At 53.5% G+C, this 22,838-nt stretch carries 22 protein-coding genes; 13 read left to right on the top strand and 9 right to left on the bottom strand.

Annotation, left to right across the window (positions count from 1 at the left end):
- Positions 1–114 precede the first annotated feature (114 nt).
- Both IEY39_RS26460 and IEY39_RS26455 read right to left on the bottom strand, forming a co-directional pair.
- Positions 115–1,533: a DUF4403 family protein gene (locus IEY39_RS26460; protein WP_188937331.1), complete on the bottom strand. Its 1,419-nt coding sequence runs from the start codon at positions 1,531–1,533 to the stop codon at positions 115–117.
- 10 nt (positions 1,534–1,543) lie between these two features.
- A complete protein-coding gene (locus IEY39_RS26455; protein WP_188937330.1) occupies positions 1,544–2,647 on the bottom strand; it encodes a glycoside hydrolase family 18 protein in 1,104 nt (367 codons plus the stop codon).
- A gap of 71 nt (positions 2,648–2,718) precedes the next feature.
- Here IEY39_RS26455 and IEY39_RS26450 point away from each other — a divergent pair, with 71 nt between their 5' ends.
- The gene (locus tag IEY39_RS26450) at positions 2,719–3,618 is read left to right on the top strand and encodes a Nif3-like dinuclear metal center hexameric protein (RefSeq protein WP_188937329.1); all 900 of its coding nucleotides are present in this window, start codon (positions 2,719–2,721) and stop codon (positions 3,616–3,618) included.
- A 7-nt stretch (positions 3,619–3,625) separates the two neighbouring features.
- Here IEY39_RS26450 and IEY39_RS26445 read toward each other — a convergent pair whose 3' ends face one another.
- Positions 3,626–5,848 carry an aconitate hydratase gene (locus IEY39_RS26445; RefSeq protein WP_262892886.1) on the bottom strand — a complete coding sequence of 741 codons (2,223 nt, stop codon included), beginning with the start codon at positions 5,846–5,848 and terminating at the stop codon, positions 3,626–3,628.
- 182 nt (positions 5,849–6,030) lie between these two features.
- Between IEY39_RS26445 and IEY39_RS26440 the strand changes: the two genes are divergently transcribed.
- Complete coding sequence (locus IEY39_RS26440) at positions 6,031–6,252, top strand: PspC domain-containing protein (RefSeq protein ID WP_188937326.1); 222 nt, start codon at positions 6,031–6,033, stop codon at positions 6,250–6,252.
- A 124-nt stretch (positions 6,253–6,376) separates the two neighbouring features.
- The gene (locus IEY39_RS26435; RefSeq protein WP_188937325.1) at positions 6,377–7,369 is read left to right on the top strand and encodes a helix-turn-helix domain-containing protein; all 993 of its coding nucleotides are present in this window, start codon (positions 6,377–6,379) and stop codon (positions 7,367–7,369) included.
- Between the two features lie 215 nt (positions 7,370–7,584).
- On the opposite strand, the gene kdsA is transcribed toward IEY39_RS26435, so the two are convergent.
- Positions 7,585–8,409 (bottom strand): 3-deoxy-8-phosphooctulonate synthase, encoded by an 825-nt coding sequence (gene kdsA / locus IEY39_RS26430; RefSeq protein WP_188937324.1) that lies wholly within the window; start codon positions 8,407–8,409, stop codon positions 7,585–7,587.
- 50 nt (positions 8,410–8,459) lie between these two features.
- Between kdsA and IEY39_RS26425 the strand changes: the two genes are divergently transcribed.
- Positions 8,460–9,401 (top strand): NAD-dependent epimerase/dehydratase family protein, encoded by a 942-nt coding sequence (locus IEY39_RS26425; RefSeq protein WP_188937323.1) that lies wholly within the window; start codon positions 8,460–8,462, stop codon positions 9,399–9,401.
- A gap of 77 nt (positions 9,402–9,478) precedes the next feature.
- The gene (locus IEY39_RS26420) at positions 9,479–10,711 is read left to right on the top strand and encodes a peroxiredoxin family protein (protein ID WP_188937322.1); all 1,233 of its coding nucleotides are present in this window, start codon (positions 9,479–9,481) and stop codon (positions 10,709–10,711) included.
- A 10-nt stretch (positions 10,712–10,721) separates the two neighbouring features.
- On the opposite strand, the gene lepB is transcribed toward IEY39_RS26420, so the two are convergent.
- Complete coding sequence (lepB, locus tag IEY39_RS26415) at positions 10,722–11,297, bottom strand: signal peptidase I (RefSeq protein ID WP_188937321.1); 576 nt, start codon at positions 11,295–11,297, stop codon at positions 10,722–10,724.
- A 42-nt stretch (positions 11,298–11,339) separates the two neighbouring features.
- Here lepB and IEY39_RS26410 point away from each other — a divergent pair, with 42 nt between their 5' ends.
- From IEY39_RS26410 to IEY39_RS26390, 5 genes are read left to right on the top strand one after another with little or no spacing between them, the layout of a single operon-like run.
- Positions 11,340–12,149 carry a thymidylate synthase gene (locus IEY39_RS26410; RefSeq protein ID WP_188937320.1) on the top strand — a complete coding sequence of 270 codons (810 nt, stop codon included), beginning with the start codon at positions 11,340–11,342 and terminating at the stop codon, positions 12,147–12,149.
- A gap of 6 nt (positions 12,150–12,155) precedes the next feature.
- Positions 12,156–12,659 carry a dihydrofolate reductase gene (locus IEY39_RS26405; RefSeq protein ID WP_188937318.1) on the top strand — a complete coding sequence of 168 codons (504 nt, stop codon included), beginning with the start codon at positions 12,156–12,158 and terminating at the stop codon, positions 12,657–12,659.
- 5 nt (positions 12,660–12,664) lie between these two features.
- On the top strand, positions 12,665–13,459 hold the full coding sequence (locus tag IEY39_RS26400) for an O-methyltransferase (protein WP_188937317.1): 795 nt from the start codon (positions 12,665–12,667) through the stop codon (positions 13,457–13,459).
- Between the two features lie 41 nt (positions 13,460–13,500).
- On the top strand, positions 13,501–14,865 hold the full coding sequence (locus tag IEY39_RS26395) for a methyltransferase RsmF C-terminal domain-like protein (RefSeq protein WP_188937315.1): 1,365 nt from the start codon (positions 13,501–13,503) through the stop codon (positions 14,863–14,865).
- Positions 14,866–14,906: 41 nt separating this feature from the next.
- Positions 14,907–15,983, top strand: coding sequence for a muramidase family protein (locus IEY39_RS26390; RefSeq protein ID WP_188937314.1), 1,077 nt, complete (start codon positions 14,907–14,909; stop codon positions 15,981–15,983).
- Here IEY39_RS26390 and fmt read toward each other — a convergent pair.
- Positions 15,961–16,905 (bottom strand): methionyl-tRNA formyltransferase, encoded by a 945-nt coding sequence (gene fmt, locus IEY39_RS26385; RefSeq protein WP_229689106.1) that lies wholly within the window; start codon positions 16,903–16,905, stop codon positions 15,961–15,963. The genes IEY39_RS26390 and fmt overlap by 23 nt on opposite strands.
- Positions 16,895–18,055, bottom strand: a complete 1,161-nt coding sequence (locus IEY39_RS26380; protein WP_229689105.1) for an exo-beta-N-acetylmuramidase NamZ family protein — start codon at positions 18,053–18,055, stop codon at positions 16,895–16,897. Before IEY39_RS26380 ends, fmt begins: the two co-directional genes overlap by 11 nt.
- A gap of 51 nt (positions 18,056–18,106) precedes the next feature.
- On the opposite strand from IEY39_RS26380, the gene IEY39_RS26375 reads away from it, so the two are divergent.
- The gene (locus IEY39_RS26375) at positions 18,107–18,562 is read left to right on the top strand and encodes an FKBP-type peptidyl-prolyl cis-trans isomerase (RefSeq protein ID WP_188937312.1); all 456 of its coding nucleotides are present in this window, start codon (positions 18,107–18,109) and stop codon (positions 18,560–18,562) included.
- A gap of 7 nt (positions 18,563–18,569) precedes the next feature.
- On the opposite strand, the gene IEY39_RS26370 is transcribed toward IEY39_RS26375, so the two are convergent.
- On the bottom strand, positions 18,570–19,493 hold the full coding sequence (locus IEY39_RS26370) for a CPBP family intramembrane glutamic endopeptidase (protein WP_188937311.1): 924 nt from the start codon (positions 19,491–19,493) through the stop codon (positions 18,570–18,572).
- 31 nt (positions 19,494–19,524) lie between these two features.
- Here IEY39_RS26370 and pepT point away from each other — a divergent pair, with 31 nt between their 5' ends.
- Positions 19,525–20,778, top strand: coding sequence for a peptidase T (pepT, locus tag IEY39_RS26365; protein WP_188937310.1), 1,254 nt, complete (start codon positions 19,525–19,527; stop codon positions 20,776–20,778).
- A gap of 23 nt (positions 20,779–20,801) precedes the next feature.
- On the opposite strand, the gene IEY39_RS26360 is transcribed toward pepT, so the two are convergent.
- Entirely contained in the window at positions 20,802–21,788 is a 987-nt protein-coding gene (locus IEY39_RS26360) for a YpdA family putative bacillithiol disulfide reductase (protein WP_188937308.1), read from the bottom strand.
- Between the two features lie 52 nt (positions 21,789–21,840).
- Between IEY39_RS26360 and IEY39_RS26355 the strand changes: the two genes are divergently transcribed.
- Positions 21,841–22,776, top strand: a complete 936-nt coding sequence (locus tag IEY39_RS26355; protein WP_188937306.1) for an SPFH domain-containing protein — start codon at positions 21,841–21,843, stop codon at positions 22,774–22,776.
- Positions 22,777–22,838: the final 62 nt, after the last annotated feature.

Genomic DNA, 22,838 nt, shown 5'->3' with positions numbered 1-22,838 from the left:
TCCTAATTGGCATTATACGCAAACGAAATGTTAATGGTTGCTTTTTTGAGGTCAAATGGGCAAATCCATCGGTGAATTGGGGATGAATGGGCTATCTCATTGATAGGCAGAGTCTTATCTTGGTAATCCCGTACAGGTGACGGCCAGATCGGCCTGCATGAACAGCTGGGCCTGGATATTTTTTTCACCCGCCAGCAACCCGATCAGCCGGAGTTGCTTGAGCTCCCCGGTAGTATAAAGATTGGGCATGATCACCCTATTGAGTTGTGTATTCAAGGAGGGCATATTTGCCTTCAACATCGCCGCAAGGTCCAGCACACTGTTACCCTGCATCGTACGCCTGATCTTGCCCCGAAGCAGCGTTTTGGCCATTCGCAGCAGGATATCCCTGCTTTCCAGCGAGTAGGAGATGTCCGGTACGCTAAGGGTCTGCTTTGCCGTATCGAGCACCGGGGTCCCCCGTAAGTAAATGCGGCCCGTATAGCTGCCCCCGAAGTCGATGCGCAATTCTAACTTGTGCCGCTCGATGCCCCGCACCGCCACCTCCTTGACAATAACCTTCCTCCCCTTGTAATCGAACGATTTGTCGCGCAGCGAGTCATTCAGCAGCTTACTGATGAAAGAGTATTCATAGTTGGCGGGCAAATAAAGCGTCACCCCGTTGCGATTTGGTCCGGGATGCAAAGCGGGTAGGGGTGGAGGATTATTGTTGCGGCTATCTGAACTCAGCTCGGGCCGGCACGAGATCCCCAGACTGACGGCAAAGGTATCCTTCACATAGTTGAGTGTTCCGACCCTGACGGCGAGCGGGTTGATGATGAGGTAACCATATGGACCGATCGGTGTTTTTTGCCAGGCCTTCGCGGCCGCCTGCCGCAAATAGCTGGCAACATCCGTCTTCGAAGCCGCGACGTCAAAACTCCGGCAAAAGAAATTGATGCTGCTGCGGATGCTGTCCATTATCTCCTGCGTCATGTCCACTGAAAAGATGGACATATTACAGGGATCGAGCGCCTTCACCTGATCGACAGCAGAGCTGGTACGAATATGATAGTCGGGTTGAAAATTCAGCTGCGAGCTGAAGGCGAGATCCACCCGGCGCATCGGCTCCTGGTCAAAGCCACAATACCCCGATATCCATGGACTGACGGGTTTGCCTAATGCGCAGAGGCATTTGCCGCCGGCCACCTGGTAATTGCCTTCCAGCGCCACGCTGATCTTATTGTTAATGCAACGGAGGACAAAACCACTGCGGACAAAACGGTACTTATACCGGAAGTCACAGGAAGGTTGTAGATAATTTGGCCAGCCGGGGGACAAAAATTCTCTTGGAAACAACGAATCCGCTACCAAAAGCAGGGGACGGCCCGCCACCTTGATAGGCAGATCGATCTCCGAGGATGGCAAGGCCGGAAGGGTGTCGGCAACTGATACTGTTACGGCAGGAGTGGTGAGCTGTTTAGCGGGCCTGCAAGCGAAAAAGCCTGCTGCCGTCAGGAACATTACTGTCAGGAAGGAAAAGGAAGGTCGCATCAGGATAAAATTACTTTTTTCTTCCTTTGCCCGCTGATAGCTTTGTGTTATCAATTACATCCAGCAAACCGCCGGAGAAAAAACTATCATCCATCAGTTGCCAGAACATCACCCCGCCAAGCCGCTTGTGTAAGGCATACTCCGTTTTCAACCGGATGGAGTGGGTGTCGTCGAAAGAGGCAAACAGCTGTTGTTGGGCGTTGTATTTATAAGGCGCCTGTGCTACGCTGTCCCAATGATAGACAAAACCGCTGTCCGCCGAAAGCCGGATAGCCTCGTCCCTGTAGGAGACGCCCCTGAAGAAATGACCGGGACGGTAAAGGCCATTGTTGACGCTGTCGGCGCCCTGGAAGATCCGGGCATAAAAGGCCATGCCGATAACTACTTTCCGCAGGGGAACACCCGCGGAGTCGAGCCACCGCACCGCATGGTCGACGGACTCCACCTGTTGGGGGGTGGAATAAAGCCCGGTGTGATGTCCGGTGATGGTGCTATAGCCGTTGACAAGGTCATACGACATCAGGTTGATATAGTTCACCAGGGGCGCCACCTGTTTCCAGTCGATGGAGGTTTGCAGATAGGTAGTAAAGCCGCCGGCGGCAAAGCTGATCTCCGCCTTCCGACCGAGTGTTCTTCGCAGCAGCCTGATCACCGCGGTGAAATTGTCCTTATCCTGGGGCGTATAGGAATATCCTGGTACATTCTCCAACGCAGGGTATTCCCAATCCAGATCGATGCCATCCGTATGGAAATAATCGCTTAGCTCTCGCGCGCTGCTCGCGAATGCTTCCCGGCCGCTGTCCGTGGAAAAAACATCCGGACAGGTCTTGCAACCACCCCAGCCGCCAAGGGACAGGATAACCTTTAGCCTCGGGCTCTTTTCTTTCAGCGAAACAAGGCGCCGGATGGTGGCCGTGTCATTTGAATTGTTCACGGAGAGCTCGTTACCTCTCAGATGGCAGAAGCTGAAGATGATGTGGGTTAGTTTTTCCGTTGGAAAACTGTCTATAGCCGTAGTCCTTCCTGCATAATAGCCGATGACGGCGAGCGGCTGGGCATCGCCAGGGGAAGCGATGAGCGCAAAGGCCAGGAGGAAGACAAGAAGTCGGGTCATGCACTTGTTTTTGTGAGTAAGTATCTAAAATAGACCATTTGTAATAAATTTATTCTGCTAAAATGTAAATAATGTTACAACGCCGTGAATTCCTCGTCTCCGCCGCCACCGCAGCAGCAGCGCTCGCTGCATCGTCTTTTCCCTTTTCCCGGTCGGTCGCCGCGCCTGCAAAAGCGCTCACGATACAGCAGGTGATCGACGCGCTGCTGGCCGACATCCCGGGCGCACCCTTTCCCAATACCGTGGACACCATCAAGGCGGGTAACCCCAGCCAGCCGGTGAAAGGCATCGTGACGACGATGTTTGCTACCGGCGCCATCATCCAAAGGACCATCGAACTCGGCGCCAATTTTATCATTGCCCACGAACCCACATTCTACAACCACACGGATGAAACCAAATGGCTCACAGACAGCAATGACCCCGTTTACGCCGCCAAGCGCGACCTGCTTGATAAACACGGCATCGTAGTATGGCGCTTCCACGATGGCATTCATGCCCATAAGCCCGATGGCGTTCGCATGGGTGTACTCCAGGCCCTGGACTTTGATTCCTATTATAACCCCGACCAGCCGCCGCTGATCACTCTGCCCGAATCCATGCCGCTGAACAGCCTCATCATGCACCTGAAACAACGGCTCAGCATAAGAGAAGTGAAATACATCGGCAACCTCGTCCAATCCTGTGCACGACTCGTCTTGAGTCCCGGCGCAGCCGGCGGGCGATCGCATATTGCCGCCATCGAAAAATACCAGCCCGATTGTTTCATTTGCGGCGAGCTCAACGAGTGGGAGACCAGCGAATATATCCGGGATGCCCGCTACCAGGGCAGGAATATCTCCCTCATCGTCCTCGGTCACTGCGTCAGTGAAGAACCCGGTCTTGAATGGCTGGTTCCCGTGCTAAAACAAAAAGTCCCCGGAGTTCAGGTTACACACCTTCCTTCCGGGGACGCATTCTCTTTTATCTGAGAAGCAATTATTTCGCAAACTCTGCGCGAATCACATTCAACGCACCACCCGCCTTGAACCACCCGATCTGCTGTTCATTGTAAGTGTGGTTGAGGGTGATCTCATCTTTGCTGCCGTTCTTATGGTTCAGCACCATGGTCAGCGGCTTGCCCGGAGCAAAGCTGGTCAGCCCGAGGATATCGATGCTGTCATCTTCCTGAACCTTGTCGTAATCCTCCTTATTGGCGAAAGTGAGCGCGAGCATCCCCTGTTTCTTCAGGTTGGTCTCATGGATACGGGCAAAGCTCCTTACCACTATTGCGCGTACACCAAGATGCCGGGGTTCCATAGCCGCATGTTCACGGGAAGAACCTTCGCCGTAGTTTTCATCACCAACTACTACAGTGCCGACGCTGGCCGCTTTATAGGCTCTTGCGGTAGCAGGCACCGCGCCATATTCGCCGGTAAGTTCGTTCTTTACGGAGTCCGTTTTGTCATTGAAGAAATTCACGGCGCCGATGAGCATATTGTTCGAGATATTGTCGAGGTGACCGCGGAACTTCAGCCAGGGGCCCGCCATGGAGATATGGTCGGTCGTACATTTACCCTTGGCCTTGATCAGCAGCTTCAGCCCTTTCAGATCGGTGCCTTCCCAGGCAGCAAACGGTTCGAGCAGTTGCAGCCGCTGGCTATCCGACTTCACCACCACCTGGACATTTTTCCCGTCCTTGGCAGGAGCCTGGTAACCGGCATCGTCCACTGAGAATCCTTTGGGCGGCAATTCCACGCCCTTGGGTTCATCGAGCATCACTTCTTCCCCTTTCTCGTTCTTTAATTTATCCTTCAACGGGTTGAAGGAGAGGTGGCCGGCGATGGCAAAAGCGGTGACGATCTCGGGGCTGGCGACAAATGCGTGGGTGCTGGCCAGACCATCGTTGCGTTTAGCGAAATTTCGATTAAAGGACGTGATGATGGAGTTCTTCCGGTTGGGGTCGTCGATATGCCGCGCCCATTGACCGATACAGGGACCACAAGCATTGGCGAGAACAACACCACCGATGCTGTCGAAGGTTTTTAAGAAACCGTCTTTTTCGATGGTATACCGCACCTGTTCGGAGCCGGGAGTGATGGTAAATTCAGCCTTTGTCTTCAACTTCTTATCTATAGCCTGTTGAGCCAGGGAAGCGCTGCGGCTGATGTCTTCGTAGGAAGAGTTGGTGCAGCTACCGATGAGGGCTACTTCCAGCACTTCGGGCCAGTTGTGTTCCTTGACGGCCTTGGCAAATTCGCTGATGGGCCAGGCCAGGTCGGGGGTGAACGGACCATTCACGTATGGCTCGAGGGTATTCAGATCGATCTCGATCACCTGGTCGTAATATTTTTTCGGATCGCTATAGACTTCCTTGTCGGGACGCAAATAGTCTCTGATGCCGTCAGCAAGCGCCGCCACTTCTTCGCGGCCCGTTGCTTTCAGATAGGCCGCCATTTTTTCGTCATAGGCAAACAGCGAACAGGTGGCCCCGATCTCCGCGCCCATATTGCAGATCGTACCTTTTCCGGTGGCGCTCAGGCTATCCGCGCCTTCACCAAAATATTCCACAATGGCTCCGGTGCCGCCTTTTACCGTAAGGATGCCCGCTACTTTGAGGATTATATCTTTAGCACTCGTCCACCCGCTCATTTTTCCGGTGAGCTTCACTCCAATGAGTTTTGGCATCTTGAGTTCCCAAGGAAGGCCTGCCATCACGTCCACGGCGTCCGCGCCGCCAACACCGATGGCCACCATACCCAATCCGCCCGCATTGGGGGTATGGGAGTCGGTGCCGATCATCATCCCGCCGGGGAAGGCATAGTTTTCAAGCACCACCTGGTGAATGATGCCTGCACCGGGTTTCCAGAATCCGATGCCGTATTTATTAGAGATGGAGGCAAGGAAATCATATACCTCCTTGTTAACGTCTTTTGCAGTGGCCAGGTCGGCAGCAGCACCGGTCTTGGCCTGGATGAGGTGGTCACAGTGCACTGTCGAGGGAACCGCTACTTTTTCGCGGCCACAGGTCATAAACTGTAAAAGCGCCATCTGGGCCGTGGCATCCTGCATGGCCACACGGTCTGGTGCGAAGTCTACATACGCTGCGCCCCGCTCGTAAGCGTGGGCAGGTGCTTGATAAAGGTGGGAATACAGGATCTTTTCGGCTAAAGTGAGCGGCTTGCCAACCAACTTACGGGCGGCGTCAACCTTTGATGGCATGCTACCGTAAATCTTCTTAATTAAGTCTAAATCAAAGACCATGATGAATTTTTTTTATATGTTATCACAACCAGGCATGGCGGCGGGCCGGCACCTTTGACCAGAGGGGCGACCCCGGCGCGACCGCAAATTTAACCTAATTTTGCTTTCGGGACCCACCGTTTTTTTTATAAATTAGAGTCATGAACAGACTGAAACACTTTGTCGAGTGGCAAGCGTTTGGGGTGTGCACAGCAATTGGAGAAAGAATGGGTATCGCCACTTCCCGTATCCGGACCTGGTTCATCTACATTTCTTTTCTCACCATGGGTTCCCCCCTCATCGTTTATTTCATTCTCGCCTTCTGGATGAATATGAAAAGGTATATCCTTTCGGCAAGGCGCAATCCCCTGAAATATCTCTGATATCTGCCTTGAATACCCAGTCGCCGGGCTACCAGGGCGTGGTTTTTTTCGTATCTTACTCAGGTAAGGCTCGCCCTATCCGTACATAGAAAAGATAAATTATACACGGACTAAATTCTGTTCCTTGTTTCAATTTGATTTCTCCTATACGGACTATGAGCAACTGATGAACGACCTGGCGCAGCGCATGAATGTACCGGTCGTCAATCACCGGCTCATCTTTCCGGAGCCTATCGCTTCCGGCAGTCTGACCTTTGTCCGGCTGCCCAACGGCATTCATGTCAATATCGTCAACTGTAAGATGAACCAGGATTGGCTGCTTTGCCGCCGGAAGATGCGGGAACAGTTTTATACCCTTCGTTTTCATGAACTGACCATCCCCGACACTTTGGAGATCCGCATCGGTGACGAACGGCTGAAGGAATCCAACACCACCCGTGCAATCGCCTATTTGACCAATACACTCGCCGACTGGGCCTACATCGGAGCCGCAGGAACGACATACAAGGGCATCGATGTGCTCTTCAGCCCTAATTGGCTTGCCGATTACCTGGGGTTGCAGCAGATAGACGATGTTCTTTCGGCCTATCTTTCGCTGCAGATAGAGAATGTCCACCGCGAGCCCCTGGATAGCGAATACCGCCGGCTGATACAGGAGATTGTGGAAGTGGACGATACCAATCCCATGCGGCTGGCCATCATTCAAAACCGGGTCATGCTGCTTATCGAGCGCTTTTTTCTCCGCATCTACCAGCGACGCAAGAATTCCTTTTGGAATGTTCCGCTCTCCAAAGCCGATATCGACCGGGTGATGCAGGTGGAAGCCACGCTCACAAAGGACATTTTCGAGCCGGCGCCTACCATCAGCCAGCTGGCCAGGATGGTCTCCATCAGCGAATCCAAACTGAAAAAGGACTTTAAACTCATTTACGGCATCCCTGTTTATGAATACTTTCAAAAAGTGCGGATGCAGGCGGCCAAGGATAAATTGCTGGCCGGCGGCCATTCGGTGAAAGAAGTAGCCATGGAATTGGGCTATTCCAACCTCAGTAACTTCACCATTGCCTTCAAGAAGGAATTTGGGCTCCTGCCCAGTAAGTTGCTGGCAGCCATATAGGTTGCGATTTTGGTACGCGCGCAACAGGAAAAACGCTACGACAGCTACCTAAAACTCTTTTGCGGATAGTAAAAATACCCACTTATTGGTATCTTTGTGGCAGAATTGCTGCTAGGGTTTGCAGCAGAATAGTTCAATAGGGTTTGATTCAATTGTCCCGTTTTTAATTCCTCAACAACTGTCCAAGAAAGACCAATCCGTGTTCGCTACCCTTTTTAATAGTCGGAAGCTACTTTACGTAATCTTACCAATTGTTCCAGTAATCCTTTTAAAAGATCCAGTCGTAGCATGTTAGCTCCATCGCTCTTGGCTATGGCGGGGTTGGGATGTGTTTCTATGAACAGGCCATCAGCGCCGGTGGCAACTGCAGCTTTTGCGATCGTTCCGATCAACTGTGGATTGCCGCCGGTGACTCCGCTGGTCTGATTGGGCTGTTGCAGTGAATGTGTACAGTCCATCACCACCGGAGTACCATGCTCCTGCATCCAGGGGATATTGCGATAGTCCACGACGAGGTCCTGGTAACCAAAGGTGGTGCCTCTTTCCGTCAGGACTATCTTTTCATTTCCCGCCCGTCTTATCTTATCTACGGCAAATTTCATGGCAGGACCGCTCAGGAATTGTCCCTTTTTTACATTGACGATCTTACCCGTCTCTGCGGCGGCAACCAGGATATCCGTCTGCCGGCAAAGGAAGGCCGGGATCTGCAGGATGTCCACATACTTTGCAGCGGGGGCCGCTTCATCGTGCGCATGAATATCCGATGTGGTCGGTAGCTTATATTTTTCCCCTACCTTCTTTATCAACGCAAGTCCGTTGTCATCGCCGATGCCCGTAAAGCTTCCCGCGCTGGTTCGGTTGGCCTTTCGGTATGACGCCTTAAAAACATACGGAATACCCAAATTGCGACAGATGCCGGACACCGTGTCGGCGACTTCCATCACCAGTTCTTCGCTTTCCACCACGCAAGGGCCCGCGATCAAAAAGAAATTCTTCTTATCGTATGATTGATGCTGAAATAGTTGATGCAGGAATTCCATGCCGCGAAACTACAAATTTTGCGTTAGGTTTGCACCCCAAAACCCCCGACATGGCAAAAGAAAAAGTGTTGGTCATCGGCGCCAGTGGACAGATCGGCGTTGAACTCACGCTGGCTCTCCGGCGCATCTATGGCAATGCCAATGTAGTCGCTTCCGATCTTCGCGAAGAGAACGAACTGCTGAAAGGCACCGGCCCTTATGTTTCTCTCGATGTCATGAACAAGGAAATGCTGCACGTCCAGGTGATCAGGCAGAACATCACCCAGATCTACCTGTTGGCAGCCATCCTTTCCGCCACCGGTGAGAAGAACCCCCACCTTGCCTGGCATCTCAACATGCAGGGATTGCTCAACGTCCTCGACATCGCCCGCGAGGAAAAATTGCACAAGGTGTACTGGCCCAGCAGCATCGCAGTATTCGGACCGACATCACCCCGTAAGGATTGCCCCCAGCGGACGATCATCGAACCCAGCACCGTCTATGGCATCAGCAAGTATGCCGGCGAGTTCTGGTGCAATTATTTCTTCGAACGCTATGGCGTAGACGTGCGCAGCATCCGTTATCCCGGATTGATCAGCTATAAGTCGGCGCCCGGCGGCGGCACAACGGATTATGCGGTAGAGATCTTTCACGAAGCGCTTGACGAACGCCAGTATACCTGCTTCCTCCGGGAAGATACCTATCTGCCCATGATGTATATGCCGGATGCTATCCGTGCCACCATCGAACTCATGGAAGCGCCGGCGGGTAAACTCACCGTCCGAACTGCGTACAATGTCTCGGCCCTGAGCTTTTCGCCAAAAGAGATCGCGGCTGCAATAAAGCAGCATATTCCCGACTTCGCCATTCGGTATCAACCCGATTACCGGCAGCAGATCGCCGACAGCTGGCCGCAGAGTATCGACGACTCCGTTGCCCGCGAAGACTGGGGGTGGAAACCCGAATACGACCTGTCCCGGATGACCGCCGACATGCTCGAAAATCTCGAATAGAGACATCACTCTACTGTTTTAATAGACTTATTTAAGTTAAATTCGTTAAATTGCCACCTTAATTTAACGACCATCGTATGCTTCGACTCATAGTCCTTTTCCTGCTGGCCGCCGAGACCTTGACGGCAGCTCCGACCTTTCGCAATGGCCAATGGCGGGCCCTCCTGGAAAGAAAGGATGGCAATGACATTGCCTTTAATTTCGAAGTAAAAGACAGCGCCGGCAAAAAGATCCTCTATCTCCGCAATGCCGGCGAACGCATCCTGGTGGATGATATCACCCGGGAGGGTGATTCCCTCTTCATCCGGTTCCCTTTTTATGAGTCGCAGTTACGCGCCCGCGTTACACCGGAGGGCAACCTGGAAGGCGTCTGGCTCCGGCATCTGGCTTCCGACTGGCTGAGGGTTCCTTTTCGCGCCTGGTATGGCGAGAACTATCGTTTTGCGGCAGACCAGTCCACCGCCGGGAAGATCAGCGTAGCGGGTCGCTGGGCCGCTGTCTTCCGCGCTACCAACAGTGCGGACACTACCTTTCGCGTAGGCGAGTTCCAGCAGAGTGGCTCGCGGGTTACGGGTACCTTCCTCGACGCAGGCGGCGACCTCCGCTATCTCGAAGGTGTCGTCAGCGGTGACTCACTCAAACTCTCCTGTTTCGACGGTACCCATGCCTATTATTTTACGGCCAGGGTCGATGGCGACAGCCTCACCGGCGGACATTACTACGCTGGGGCGACGGCCCACGAAACCTGGACGGCGCATATGGATGCCAATGCAAAACTCGAAGATCAATTCGCGATGACGAAGTGGAAGAAGGACATGCCGTTCAATTTCACTTTTAAAGACCTGGACGGTCGCGAAGTATCGCTATCTGATGTCCGGTTCAAAAACAAGGTCGTGCTTGTACAGATCATGGGTTCCTGGTGCCCCAATTGCATGGACGAGACCCGCTTTCTCAGCGGTTTTTATAACGAATACCACAGCAGGGGAGTAGAGATCATTGCCTTAGCCTACGAACGCAGCACCGACTTCCAGCGGAGCCAGGCCAGCGTCCGTACCTTCCAGCAACGCTTCCAGGTGAACTATCCCATGTTGATCACTGGCGTGGCAGTCGGTGATCCCCAGCGTGCGGAAAAGACGCTGCCGCAGTTGGAGAGCATCGTCAATTTCCCCACAACCATCTTCGTAGGCAAGAGCGGGCGCATCGAGAAGATCCACACCGGCTTCAGCGGTCCGGGCACCGGCCAGCATTATGAAGATCAAAAACAGGAATTTTACACCATCGTCAACGAACTGCTTGCGGCGCAGCATTGACGGGATGCGGCTATTTCCATAAGACAGTGCCCATCACTTTATCCTGGGCGATCAGCCCGATATAACGGGAGTCCATCGCATGTCCCCTGTTGTCACCCAGCACAAAGAACTTGTCCGACGGCACGCGGAGCGGGCCGAAGTTGTCCCGGTTCCAGTTTTTTTGATAGATCCGGAAGATCCCATCATCCCGAAGTCCGGCGGGCAGAACATACCGCTGACAAGGTAGCTGGTCCTTTTTCACTTTATCGTCTTCCAGGGGAATGTAAACCGTGTCGGTGTATGGTGGGATGATAAAGGCTTCGGCTTCCTTGTACTCAAGGGCGCCGGCGTATTTTGTACTTACCTTGTAAATCTGCTTCAGGGACAGATCGGCATCGACATCTTTCCCATTGACATAAAGTGTCCCGGCCTTCATTTCCGCCACATCGCCGGGGACTCCGCATACGCGATGGACGAGGGTGGTGATGCCCCGGTCGGGTATTATCGCCCGGTAAGCGATGAGATCGAATCGCTTTGGGGTTTTCAGGTTGGTCGTAAAAAAGCTTTCTCCTTCAAACTGGATAGGCCACAGGATCAGGGGTTTCAAGTGCAGGGGTTTTACTCGCCTCAAAATACGTAAATTGCAGCCATGCAGCAATACCTCGATCTTCTTCAACATATCCTCGACACCGGGGCCACCAAGACCGATCGCACCGGCACGGGGACGATCAGTTGCTTTGGCTACCAGTTGCGTTTTGATCTGACCAAGGGTTTTCCCTTGGTGACGACCAAGAAATTACACCTTAAGAGTATCATTTATGAGTTGCTCTGGTTCCTCCGGGGCGAGACAAACATCAAATACCTCAAGGATCATGGTGTCAGCATCTGGGATGAGTGGGCCGATACCAATGGAGAACTGGGACCCGTATATGGCAAGCAATGGCGGAGTTGGGAAGGCGCGGGTGGAAAGACGGTAGACCAGATCACGGACGTGATCCACCAGATAAAAACCAACCCTGACAGCCGGCGGCTGATCGTCAGCGCCTGGAATGTGACCGATCTGCCAGCGATGGCCCTCATGCCCTGCCATGTGCTCTTTCAGTTCTATGTTGCGGCTGGTGCTGATGGGAAACGGCGGCTTAGCTGCCAGCTGTACCAGCGCAGCGCCGACGTTTTCCTGGGTGTCCCATTTAATATTGCCTCCTATGCCCTGCTGACCCTGATGATCGCCCATGTTTGCGGGCTCGAACCGGGAGAATTTATCCACACATTTGGGGACGTGCATCTTTACAACAATCACCTCGAACAGGCGAAGCTGCAGCTGACCCGCAAGCCTTATCCCCTGCCAACCATGAAACTCAATCTTTTGGTGAAAGATATCTTTCAATTTAAATTTGAGGACTTCACGTTGGAAAATTATCAATCCCATCCCGCGATAAAAGCCCCTGTTGCAGTATAATAAGCTATGATCATCTCACTCATCGTCGCTGCATCCACCAACAATGCCATCGGCAAGGATAACCAATTGCTCTGGCGCCTGCCCAACGATACCAAATTCTTTAAGAATACTACATGGGGCATGCCGGTGATCATGGGCCGCAAGACCTATGACGCCTTCAACGGCGAACCCCTGCCGGGCCGCTTCAATTTTGTGATCACCCATAACCCGCAGTGGCGTCCGGGGCATGATAAGGTCAAGGTAACGTCATCCCTTAGCGAGGCCTTGCAATTGGCCCGCGAGACAGATTCCAAAGAGATCTTTGTCATCGGGGGTGGACAGATCTATGCCGAGGCTATGGACATCGCCGACAAGATCTATATGACGCGCGTACACGCCGTGCTGGAAGGTGATGCGTATTTCCCTCCCATCGATGAAAAGGTCTGGCAGCTGACGGATGACCGGGATTTTCCTGCTGACGACAAACATGCATATGCCTACAGCTTCCAGGTGTGGCTGCGGAAAAAATAATGTCCATGTATTCACCGGTAAGGCTTGCACAGAAATATCTCCGGTATTATGTTACTGCCGCCAACGGTAAGGGGCATGGTATCCATTCGCCCTTTGTTTTCGACTTTGTGATAAAAGTGTTGAATGACAGGCACCACTATCCAGCATACGATGCTGTAGAAGGGCTCCGCCGCCGCTTACGCCACGACCAGACACCGCTCGAAGTAAACGACCTGGGCGCCGGCTCTGCCTACCCCGTCACCATCAACCGCACCATCGCCGACATCGCCCGGCGTGCGGCCAAACCACCCCGGCTGGGGCAGATGCTTTATCGCGTCGCCCGTCATTACCAACCCGCCACCATCCTCGAACTGGGCACCTCCCTGGGACTGTCCACGGCCTATATGGCTGCAGCCGCCCCGGCCGCAACGGTAAACACCATCGAAGGCGCGCCTGCCATTGCGGATGCGGCCCGGCGCAACCTGCACTCCCTGAACCTGGCTGCAACCGTGCACACCGGCCCGTTTGACGAGGTGTTGCCAAATCTCCTGCCAACTCTACCCCCCATCGCTCTTGCCTTCATTGACGGTAATCACCGGCTTGACCCGACGCTGCGGTATTTCAACCTCCTTCTGCCTCGCGCCTCCCGTTCTTCTGTCCTCATCTTCGACGATATCCATTGGAGCGCCGAGATGGAAGCGGCCTGGTCGGCCATAAAGAGCGACCCCCGCGTATACCTGACCATCGATCTCTTCTTCCTCGGTTTTGTTTTTCTGCGCGAAGAGTTCAAGGTGAAGCAGGATTTTGTTATTCGCTTCTGAACTTGACGAAGACACGGATTTGCGATAACTTTGTACCGATAGTGCCATCCCAGCTACCAAAAGAATTCCTTTCTTCCCTCGAAGGTCTGCCCGGTTATGAAACGGCGGCTTTCGAAGCCGTGCACGCCGCGGGGGATACCCCCACCTCCATCCGTATCAACCCCGCCAAACCCCCTGTCAGCCTGCCGGACAAGGCTACACCGGTGCCGTGGTCTTCCTATGGTTATTATCTTCAAACACGGCCCTCTTTTACCTTCGACCCCCTATTCCACGCCGGAACATATTATGTGCAGGAGGCCTCCAGCATGTTCCTCGAACAGGCGTTGCGCCAGACCATCGACCTTACCCAGCCGCATAAGGTGCTCGATCTCTGTGCCGCGCCGGGCGGAAAGTCGACTCTGCTGCAATCCATTTTGTCGCCGGACAGCCTGCTCGTAAGCAACGAAGTCATCCGAAATCGCGTTACTATCCTGCAGGAGAATATGATCAAATGGGGCGCTGCCAATGTGGTCGTCACCAACAACGATCCCCGCGATTTCCAACGGCTGGAGAACTATTTTGACGTCATCGTAGTCGATGCTCCCTGTAGCGGCAGCGGACTCTTCCGCCGGGAACCCGAAGCCGTTGAAGAATGGAGTCCGGGAAATGTTCAGCTCTGCTGGCAGCGGCAACAGCGGATACTGGCCGATTGTTGGCCTGCGCTCCGCCGCGATGGCATCCTCATCTATTCAACCTGTTCCTACGCGAAAGAAGAAGACGAGGACATCCTCGACTGGATAACAACCGAACTCGATGCGACAAGCTGCCGGCTGCAGCCCGCGCCGGAATGGAATATCATAGAGACGGTGGGCAAAAGCGGCGCTTATGGCTATCGGTTCTATCCCCATCAGGTGAAAGGCGAGGGTTTTTTCATCGCCTGTTTGCGGAAGAATGACGGAGCCGGCTTTTCACCGCCCCGTAAGATGAGCCATCCCGAACACCCAAACAAAAAAGAGCAGGCATCCTTATCCGAATGGATCGCTGCTTCGACGCCGCTTGCTTTCTTTGTGCACAACGAGCAGGTACATGCCTTTCCCGAGCCGTTGCTGCTCGAGTTACCTATCCTGCAATCCGCCTGTTATCTGAAGGAGGCAGGGCTTTCGTTGGGGCAGCTGTCCGCAAAGGAATTTATCCCCAACCACCATCTGGCCATGAGCACGATGGTCTCGCCTGGTGTTCCGGCCCTGTCCCTATCCCGTGAGCAGGCCCTGCAATACCTTCGAAAGGAAGAAATGCGCGCCGAGACCACGCACCGGGGCTGGACGCTTGTGCAGTATGAGGGCCGCAGCCTGGGTTGGATCAAAGCCTTACCCCAGCGCTCGAACAATTACTATCCGAAGGAATGGCGAATACTCAAAAGAGAATAAAAAACCGCATCTTTGCTTCAAACCACATAAAAAAATAATGTATGCGATCACCGGCTACCGTACTTTTACTGATCGGCTTGTTTTTTATAAAGTTTGCCAAATCCCAATCCAATGAACTGATCGTCTTTGGCCAGACAGGTAAGTTATACCTCGAACATACGGTGGTAGCCAAAGAGAACTGGTATAGCGTCGGCAGGCTTTATAATATCAGCCCCAAAGAGCTGGCTCCTTTTAATCATCTTACGCTGAACAATCCCCTCATCATCGGGCAGATACTCCAGATACCACTGACGGCCGTCAACTTCTCCCAGACAATGCAAAAGACACCCGCCGAGACGTTGATTCCGGTGTACTATATAACCCAGGAAAAAGAGTGGATGTATCGCATCAGTGTCAATCATAACAAGGTTCCCATCCCGACCCTGGAGAAATGGAACAATATGAACAAGGATGCAGTACACCCGGGGATGCATCTGATCGTGGGTTATCTGAAAGTAAAGACGGATTTGTCTGCGTTGGCAACTACACCCACCACGACGCGACCCGCGCCTCCCCCGCCGCCCGTGACCACCACCGCTGAAACAAAACCTGTCACGGCTAAAACCACCGACACCCCCAGTACAAAATTCGAATCGGCCACCACGACAACCCAGGCGGCAAAACCCGCCGTCACCGCCAAAGAGACCAAAGAGGTGAACAACCCGCCGGCCACTACGACTAGCGCTCCGGCCACGACGACCACCGCTCCGGCCACGACGCCAGTCAGCGCACCACCCACAACAACGAGTCCCGCTGCTCCGCCGGCGCCTCATTTCGATGGCGGGGTATTCAAGGCTGATTTCCTCGACAACGGTAAAACAGCCAGTGGCGTGGCAGGCATCTTCAAGAGTACCAGCGGCTGGCAGGATGGGAAGTATTATGCGCTGATGAACAACGTGGCCATCGGCAGCATCGTAAAAGTGACCGATGGGACGAGCGGCAGAAGCGTCTACGTAAAAGTTCTCGGTCAGCTGCCCGATATGAAGGAAAGCGCAGGACTCACCATCCGCATCAGCAATGCCGCGGCGGCAGAGATGGGAGCCACCAGCGATCGGTTCAATGTCCAGGTAAACTATTAAACCGGTAGCCTCTTAAGAAATCGGTGACCGCCATTTTCTTTTTTCCTTCCAGCTGTAGCTCGGTGACGCGGATATAGCCATCCGCCGTTGCAAAGCGGAGATAAGTCTTTCCGTCGGTATCATAGACCCCCGGCGCGACATCCGGGGCAAGCGTGTGCAGCACTTTTTCGGCGCGATAGATCTTCAGCAGCTTTCCATCCAATTGCGTAAAAGCAGCCGGAAAGGGCGACAGCCCCCTGATGAGGTTGTACACGGCAAACGTTGGCTTGTTCCAGTCGATGTGGCCCGTCTCCGTGAAGATCTTAGGCGCATGCTTTAAATCCGTCGGATTTTCCTGCGGCTTTGGTCGCAACGTACCGGTGGCCAAACCTTCTACCGTGCGCACCAATAGCTGCGCGCCAATAACCATCATCCGATCGTGCACATCGCCCGCCGTGTCGGTATCCGCGATGGGAAAACGATCTTGTAAAAGGATACTTCCCGTATCTATTTGATGTTGCAATTGGAAGGTGGTGACACCGGTCTCTGTTTCACCATTGATCACCGCCCAATTGATAGGGGCGGCGCCCCGGTATTGCGGCAACAGCGAGCCGTGGAGGTTGACGGTTCCCATCGGGGGCATGTCCCATACGATTTCCGGCAGCATGCGGAAGGCGACGACAATCTGCAGGTCGGCGCGAAATGCCCGCAACGCCTCCAGAAAACCCGGGTCGCGCAATTTCTCCGGCTGCAGGATGGGCAGGCCTTCTTTCTGCGCGTATTTTTTTACGGCGCTTTCCGTCAGCTGCATCCCCCGGCCCGCAGGCTTATCCGGAGCCGTCACGACGGCAACGACCATACAACCGGCGTCCAGCAGCGCCTCCAGGCTGGCGACGGCGAATTCGGGGGTGCCCATGAAAACAATACGGGGATTAGTCGGCATACAGCAAATATTTTTTTCTTAAGGTCTTAAAATGGCTCAGCGCCGGCTCCCAGCTCTTGCGGATCTCATCCTCCGTCAGCCCTTCGCGTAATTGCTGCCGTAACGTCGACGATCCCGTCAACCGGTCGAAACCACTACCGTTGCCGTTAAAAAAATGTTCTTTATCCGGGAATAGCGCATAGGCCTTCAATAGCCATTGCAGCGACCACCGGTTTCCGGTCGCTTTTTCCACATTTATCGCGCTTAGGTCGTAGCCATAACAAACTTCGCCCATTTGCGGCGGGTGGGTAGCCCCGGGGACGCTCTCGGGAGTGAAACTATATCCTTCATGCGGAAAGGCCGGATGACCGAATTGTTGAAAAGGTTTTGACGTCCCCCGACCCAGGCTCACCGGTGTCCCTTCGAACAAACAGAGGGCAGGGTAGAGGTATACAGACTGCATCGTAGGCAGATTGGGTGAAGGCTTCACCGGCAGTACATACCTGCTGCCGTGCGTATAGTTCTTGCAAGGAATGACAATAAGCCGGAAGGCAGTATCTCCTTTGACCCAGTGTTCGCCCAACAGCATGCGGGCATATTCGCCGATGGTCATGCCATACACTATCGGGATGGGCTGCATGCCGACAAACGACCGGAAGGCGGTGTCCAGCACAGGACCGTCTACATAGAAGCCATTGGGGTCCGGCCGGTCCAGGATGACCAAAAGCCGATGGTTCTCTATAGCCGCTTCCATATATCGCTGCATCGAGGCGATATACGTATAAAACCGCACACCTACATCCTGGATATCGAATAGCATCACATCGATACCCTCCAGGTCAGCCGCAGTGGGCTTGGTTTTGTTACCATAAAGTGAAATAATGGGGATGCCGGTTGCCGCATCCACCTGGTTGCCTACCGTTGCGCCTGCATCGGCCTCCCCGCGGAAGCCGTGTTCGGGCGAGAATATCTTCGTGATACGGATGCCCTTCTTTAATAAAGAGTCTACTAAATGGGTCTTTCCGATGACGGAGGTGGTATTTGCAAAGACGGCCACGGTCTTGCCGCTGAGCATCGGCAGGTAGAGATCCGTCTGCTCGGCGCCCGTTTTTATCTGTGCGCCCGCCGCCAGTTGCAGCAGGCAAATGCTCAAAAGGATCATGCTTCTCATGGTCCGCAATTTAATTATTCTTCCTACCTTGCACGAATAATAAAAACGCATATGGCACAAGAAGTAAAATCCGGCGATACCGTTAAAGTTCATTATCATGGACGTCTCTCCGATGGGACGACATTCGATTCCTCCGAAGGTCGTGAACCCCTGGAATTTGAAGTAGGCAGCGGTATGGTGATAAAAGGATTCGATGACGGCGTGATGGGTATGACTGTAGGCCAGAAAAAGACCATCGAGATCCCTGTGGACGATGCCTATGGACCCCGCGACCCCCAGGCGATAATCGAATTTCCTATTGATCGCTTTCCTCCCGGGCTCAAACCCGAAGTAGGGATGCAGCTGGCCATGAATAACGGCGCCGGACAACAGATGCCGGTGGTCATCGTAGAAGTGAATCCCGAATTTGTCGTCCTGGATGCGAACCACGCGCTTGCCGGTCAGGATCTGATCTTCGACCTCGAACTCGTCGAGATCAATACGCCTTCCCGGATCATCATGCCTTAGAGAAATTTCAGGTTGGTCCCGGTGCGGTAGACGAGCTTGCCTGGCGGTATTTTTTCTCAAACACCAGTGCAAGCACGCAAAGCGCTATTACCGATACGGCCGTAGTCAGTATCGAGCCTTCCAGTCCGAAGTCACCCCCTGTAATAGAGAGGTCGCCTTTTGGTTCTGCCACCAGCACGGAGGGCAGCTGGAACCCGCTTACATGGAAACCAAGGATGGGGCCCTGGAAAAAATTCCAGCTGAGGTGGAAAAAGAACGAGAACCAGAGATTCTTCGTATAGATATAGTTGATGCCGAGTAGGGTCCCTGCCAGGAAGAGGTTGACAAACGCCAGCGTATGAAGACCGGGGTTGGCAAAGTGGAAGATGGCAAAGAGCAGTGCGGATAGGATAAGCGCAACCCATTTGTTGGAGAAGGATTCCATCAGGTTACCCAATACATAGCCCCGGAATACCAGCTCTTCACTAAAGGCGATGAAGGCCATCAGACCCAGCGAAACGAATGTCGTAGACGGGTCCCAGGTGATGTCGGTCCATTCCAGGTGACCACTTGCCTTCATCAGCAGGGCGGCGATCCCAAGCAGGGCCGGGCCCATGAATAATCCCGTTACGGCTTCATTGGGGAAGGCATCTAACGACCAGCCCAGGCTGCCCAGGCTCCGGCGGTCGATCCAAAGCCGGAAGATCGCCACGCTGATGAAAGAGACCGCCAGCTCCACCATAACGATGAGCCAGAAATAGTTGGTCATCAGCGTTTGGGACAGCGAGGTAATCGTTTCCGCCTTCAATTGATCAAGGGAAATGCCCGCTACCACCACCCCAATGGCCGGGATGGCAATAAGCAATGTCAGCACCCCAAAGACGATGGCAAAAAGCAATACACGCAGCCACCCTTGTCGGATCACCGGTTTTTTTGTAGCCTGATCAGCCATAGGTGTTATATTCGCGAGGTAATTTACGAACATGTTTGATAACTACACCTTCACAGTGGCGGAAAGATTTCTCCGTTATGTCCGCATCGATACCCAGAGCGACCCCCAGTCAGGCAGCCATCCTTCTACAGAAAGGCAAAAACACCTGGGCAGGCTGCTGGTGGAAGAGCTGCAAACCCTTGGTCTGGCCGACGCTACGCTCGACGATTTTGGTTATGTCTATGCCACCCTGCCCGCCAATACAGAAAAGACCGTGCCCGTCATCTGCTTCTGCGCACACATGGACACCGCCCCCGACTGTACGGGGACGAATGTCAATCCGCTGGTGCACTATAACTACGATGGCGGCGACATCGTGTTGCCCGACGACCCGACTCAAATAATCAGCCCTCGGGAACATCCCTATCTTTCCATGCGTAAAGGCGACGATATCATCACCGCTTCCGGCACTACTTTGCTGGGCGCCGATGACAAGGCCGGCATCGCCGTGATCATGGATCTGGTGCATTTCCTGGGGCAAAACCCCCAGCTCAAACATGGTACTATCCGCATCCTCTTCACTCCCGATGAAGAGATCGGCAGGGGAGTGGATAAGCTCGACCTTGCCCGGCTTGGCGCCGATTTTGGTTATACGCTGGATGCCGGCGAACGCGGCACATTCGAGGATGAGACCTTTTCCGCCGACGCGATGACCATCACCTTTCATGGGGTCAGCGCTCATCCGGGCTACGCAAAGGACAAATTGGTCAATGCCATAAAAGCGGCTGCTCACTTTGTCGACTCCCTGCCAAAAGACGAATTCTCGCCCGAAACCACTGAAGACCGTTATGGATTCGTCCATCCCGTCCGCATCTCCGGCATCGCCGAAAAAGCGACAGTAGAATTCATCATCCGCGACTTTGTCACCGCAAAGCTCAAAGCATATGAAGAATACATCAAAGACAAAGTGGAAGACACGCTAACCGTTTTTCCCGGCGCCAAGGCCGGCATCACCGTCAACGAACAATACCGTAACATGAAGGAAGTGTTGGACAAACATCCTGAGGTCACTCAATACGCCATCGAAGCCATCGAAAGGGCAGGGCTGGAGGTGCGTCGCAGCAGCGCCCGGGGTGGCACCGATGGTTCGCGGCTTTCCTTTATGGGGCTTCCCTGCCCCAATATTTTTACGGGGGAAATGGCCTTTCACGGCAAACACGAATTTGTCAGCATCCAGGATATGCAGGCCTCGGTAAAGACGATCGCCTGCCTTGCGCTCATTTGGGAAGAACGGTCACCCGGCTGACCATCACGCCTGCCGGCGTCGGACTAGCTGGGCTGATCAACCGCCGTCTTTTGAACAATTGACCGCATGATCTGCTCCGCATGTACGCGGGAATTCTCGATAAACCAGACATGTGTATTCATTCCACCACATACCACCCCCGCCAGGTAAAGGTTGGGGACATTGGTTTCCATGGTATCGGGGTTATAAAGCGGTTGCAGCCGGCCGTCATCCGAAAGGAGGATACCGCTGCGCCGCAGAAAGTCAAAGTCCGGTTGGTATCCCGTGAGGGCGATGACATAATCGTTGGGTATGGTCTTTATGCCGTCAGGAGTCTGAATATCCACTTCACAATGTCGGATAGCCGATAGGGTGGATTGCGTATAGACAGTGATGCTGCCCTCTTTTATGCGGTTTTCGATGTCGGGTTTTACCCAATATTTCACCCGGGGACCGATGCCTTCCCCACGGATCACCATCGTAACTTCCGCACCTTTGCGCCAGGTCTCCAATGCGGCATCCACCGCGGAGTTGCTGGCGCCCACGACAACCACCTTCTGCATAGCATAGAAATGGGGCTCCTTATAGTAATGGGTCACTTTTGGCAGGCCTTCGCCGGGGATATCCATCAGCACCGGGATATCATAGAATCCCGTGGCCAGGATAACATAGGTGGCGGTATAAATGTTACTGGCGGCGATCACCTCGAACCCGTCTCTCACCGGATGGATCTCGCTAACCGCTTCCTGCAGCCGAATATTGATATGGTTGGACACCGCCACCCGGCGATAGTATTCGAGAGCCTCGCTACGGTTGGGTTTCACGTTGTTGCTTACAAATGGGACACCGCCTATCTCTATCCTTTCGGATGTGGAGAAAAAGGTCATATTGGCCGGGTACCGGTACAAGGAGTTGACCAGACAGCCTCTTTCCAGGATAAGATAATCGAATCCCGCCTTGCGGGCTTCCAGGGCGCAGGCGATACCGATAGGGCCACCGCCTATAATGATGATGTTGTAGTTTGTACGCATTTTTATAGTTCCGGCCACAAATTTATGTACATTCACCCATAAAACTTTCCATATGGAGACTATCAATGTTCTCACTATCATCGTGGTCCTCATCGCCCTTGCCGTGGTTTTCAGCAGCCTCGTGTCTGTTACCCAGGGATACGTTTACGTTGTCACCATGTTTGGTAAATACCAGCGCATCTTTCGGCCAGGATTGAATTTCAAGATCCCCTTCCTGGAAGCGATATACAAAAAGATATCCATCCAAAACCGGAGTGTCGAACTGGAATTCCAGGCCGTCACTGTCGATCAGGCCAACGTCTACTTTAAGAGCATGCTGCTCTATGCCGTACAAAACCCCGAAGAAGAGACCATCAAAAAAGTCGCCTTCAAATTCATCAGTGATCGCGATCTGATGCAGGCGCTTACCCGCACTATCGAAGGCAGCATCCGCTCTTTTGTCGCTACGAAAAAGCAGGCCGAGATCCTCGGACTCCGGCGGGACATAGTCGAATTTGTAAAAGAGCAGATCGACCATTCGCTCGAAGAATGGGGTTACCACCTGATGGACTTGCAAATCAACGATATCACCTTCGACAAGGCCATCATCGAATCGATGAGCAAGGTCGTAGCCAGCAATAACCTCAAGGCTGCTGCCGAAAACGAAGGCCAGGCCCTTCTTATCACCAAGACAAAGGCGGCGGAGGCGGAAGGCAACGCCATCAAGATCTCTGCCGAGGCCGAGAGAGAGGCAGCCCGGCTTCGTGGGCAGGGTGTCGCATTGTTCCGGCAGGAAGTAGCCCATGGGATGAGTGAAGCCGCCGAAGAGATGAAGCGGGCCAACCTGGACACCAATGTCATCCTCTTCAGCATGTGGACAGAGGCGATAAAGAACTTTGCGGAAGTGGGCAAGGGAAACATCATCTTCCTCGATGGCAGCGCCGAAGGGATGGAGAATACGATGAGGCAGATACAGGCTATGGTGATGAAACAGGGCCAGTCCAAGTAGCTGCGTGTCAAGTCAATTTTAGGATTTCGTTAAGAAAATACGCGACCCCGGCCCGTCGTTAT

The sequence above is a fragment of the Puia dinghuensis genome, from assembly GCF_014642875.1.
Classification (GTDB): domain Bacteria; phylum Bacteroidota; class Bacteroidia; order Chitinophagales; family Chitinophagaceae; genus Puia; species Puia dinghuensis.
The sequence above is the reverse complement of the archived record's forward strand: the minus strand, read 5'-3'. Positions and strand labels throughout refer to the sequence as shown.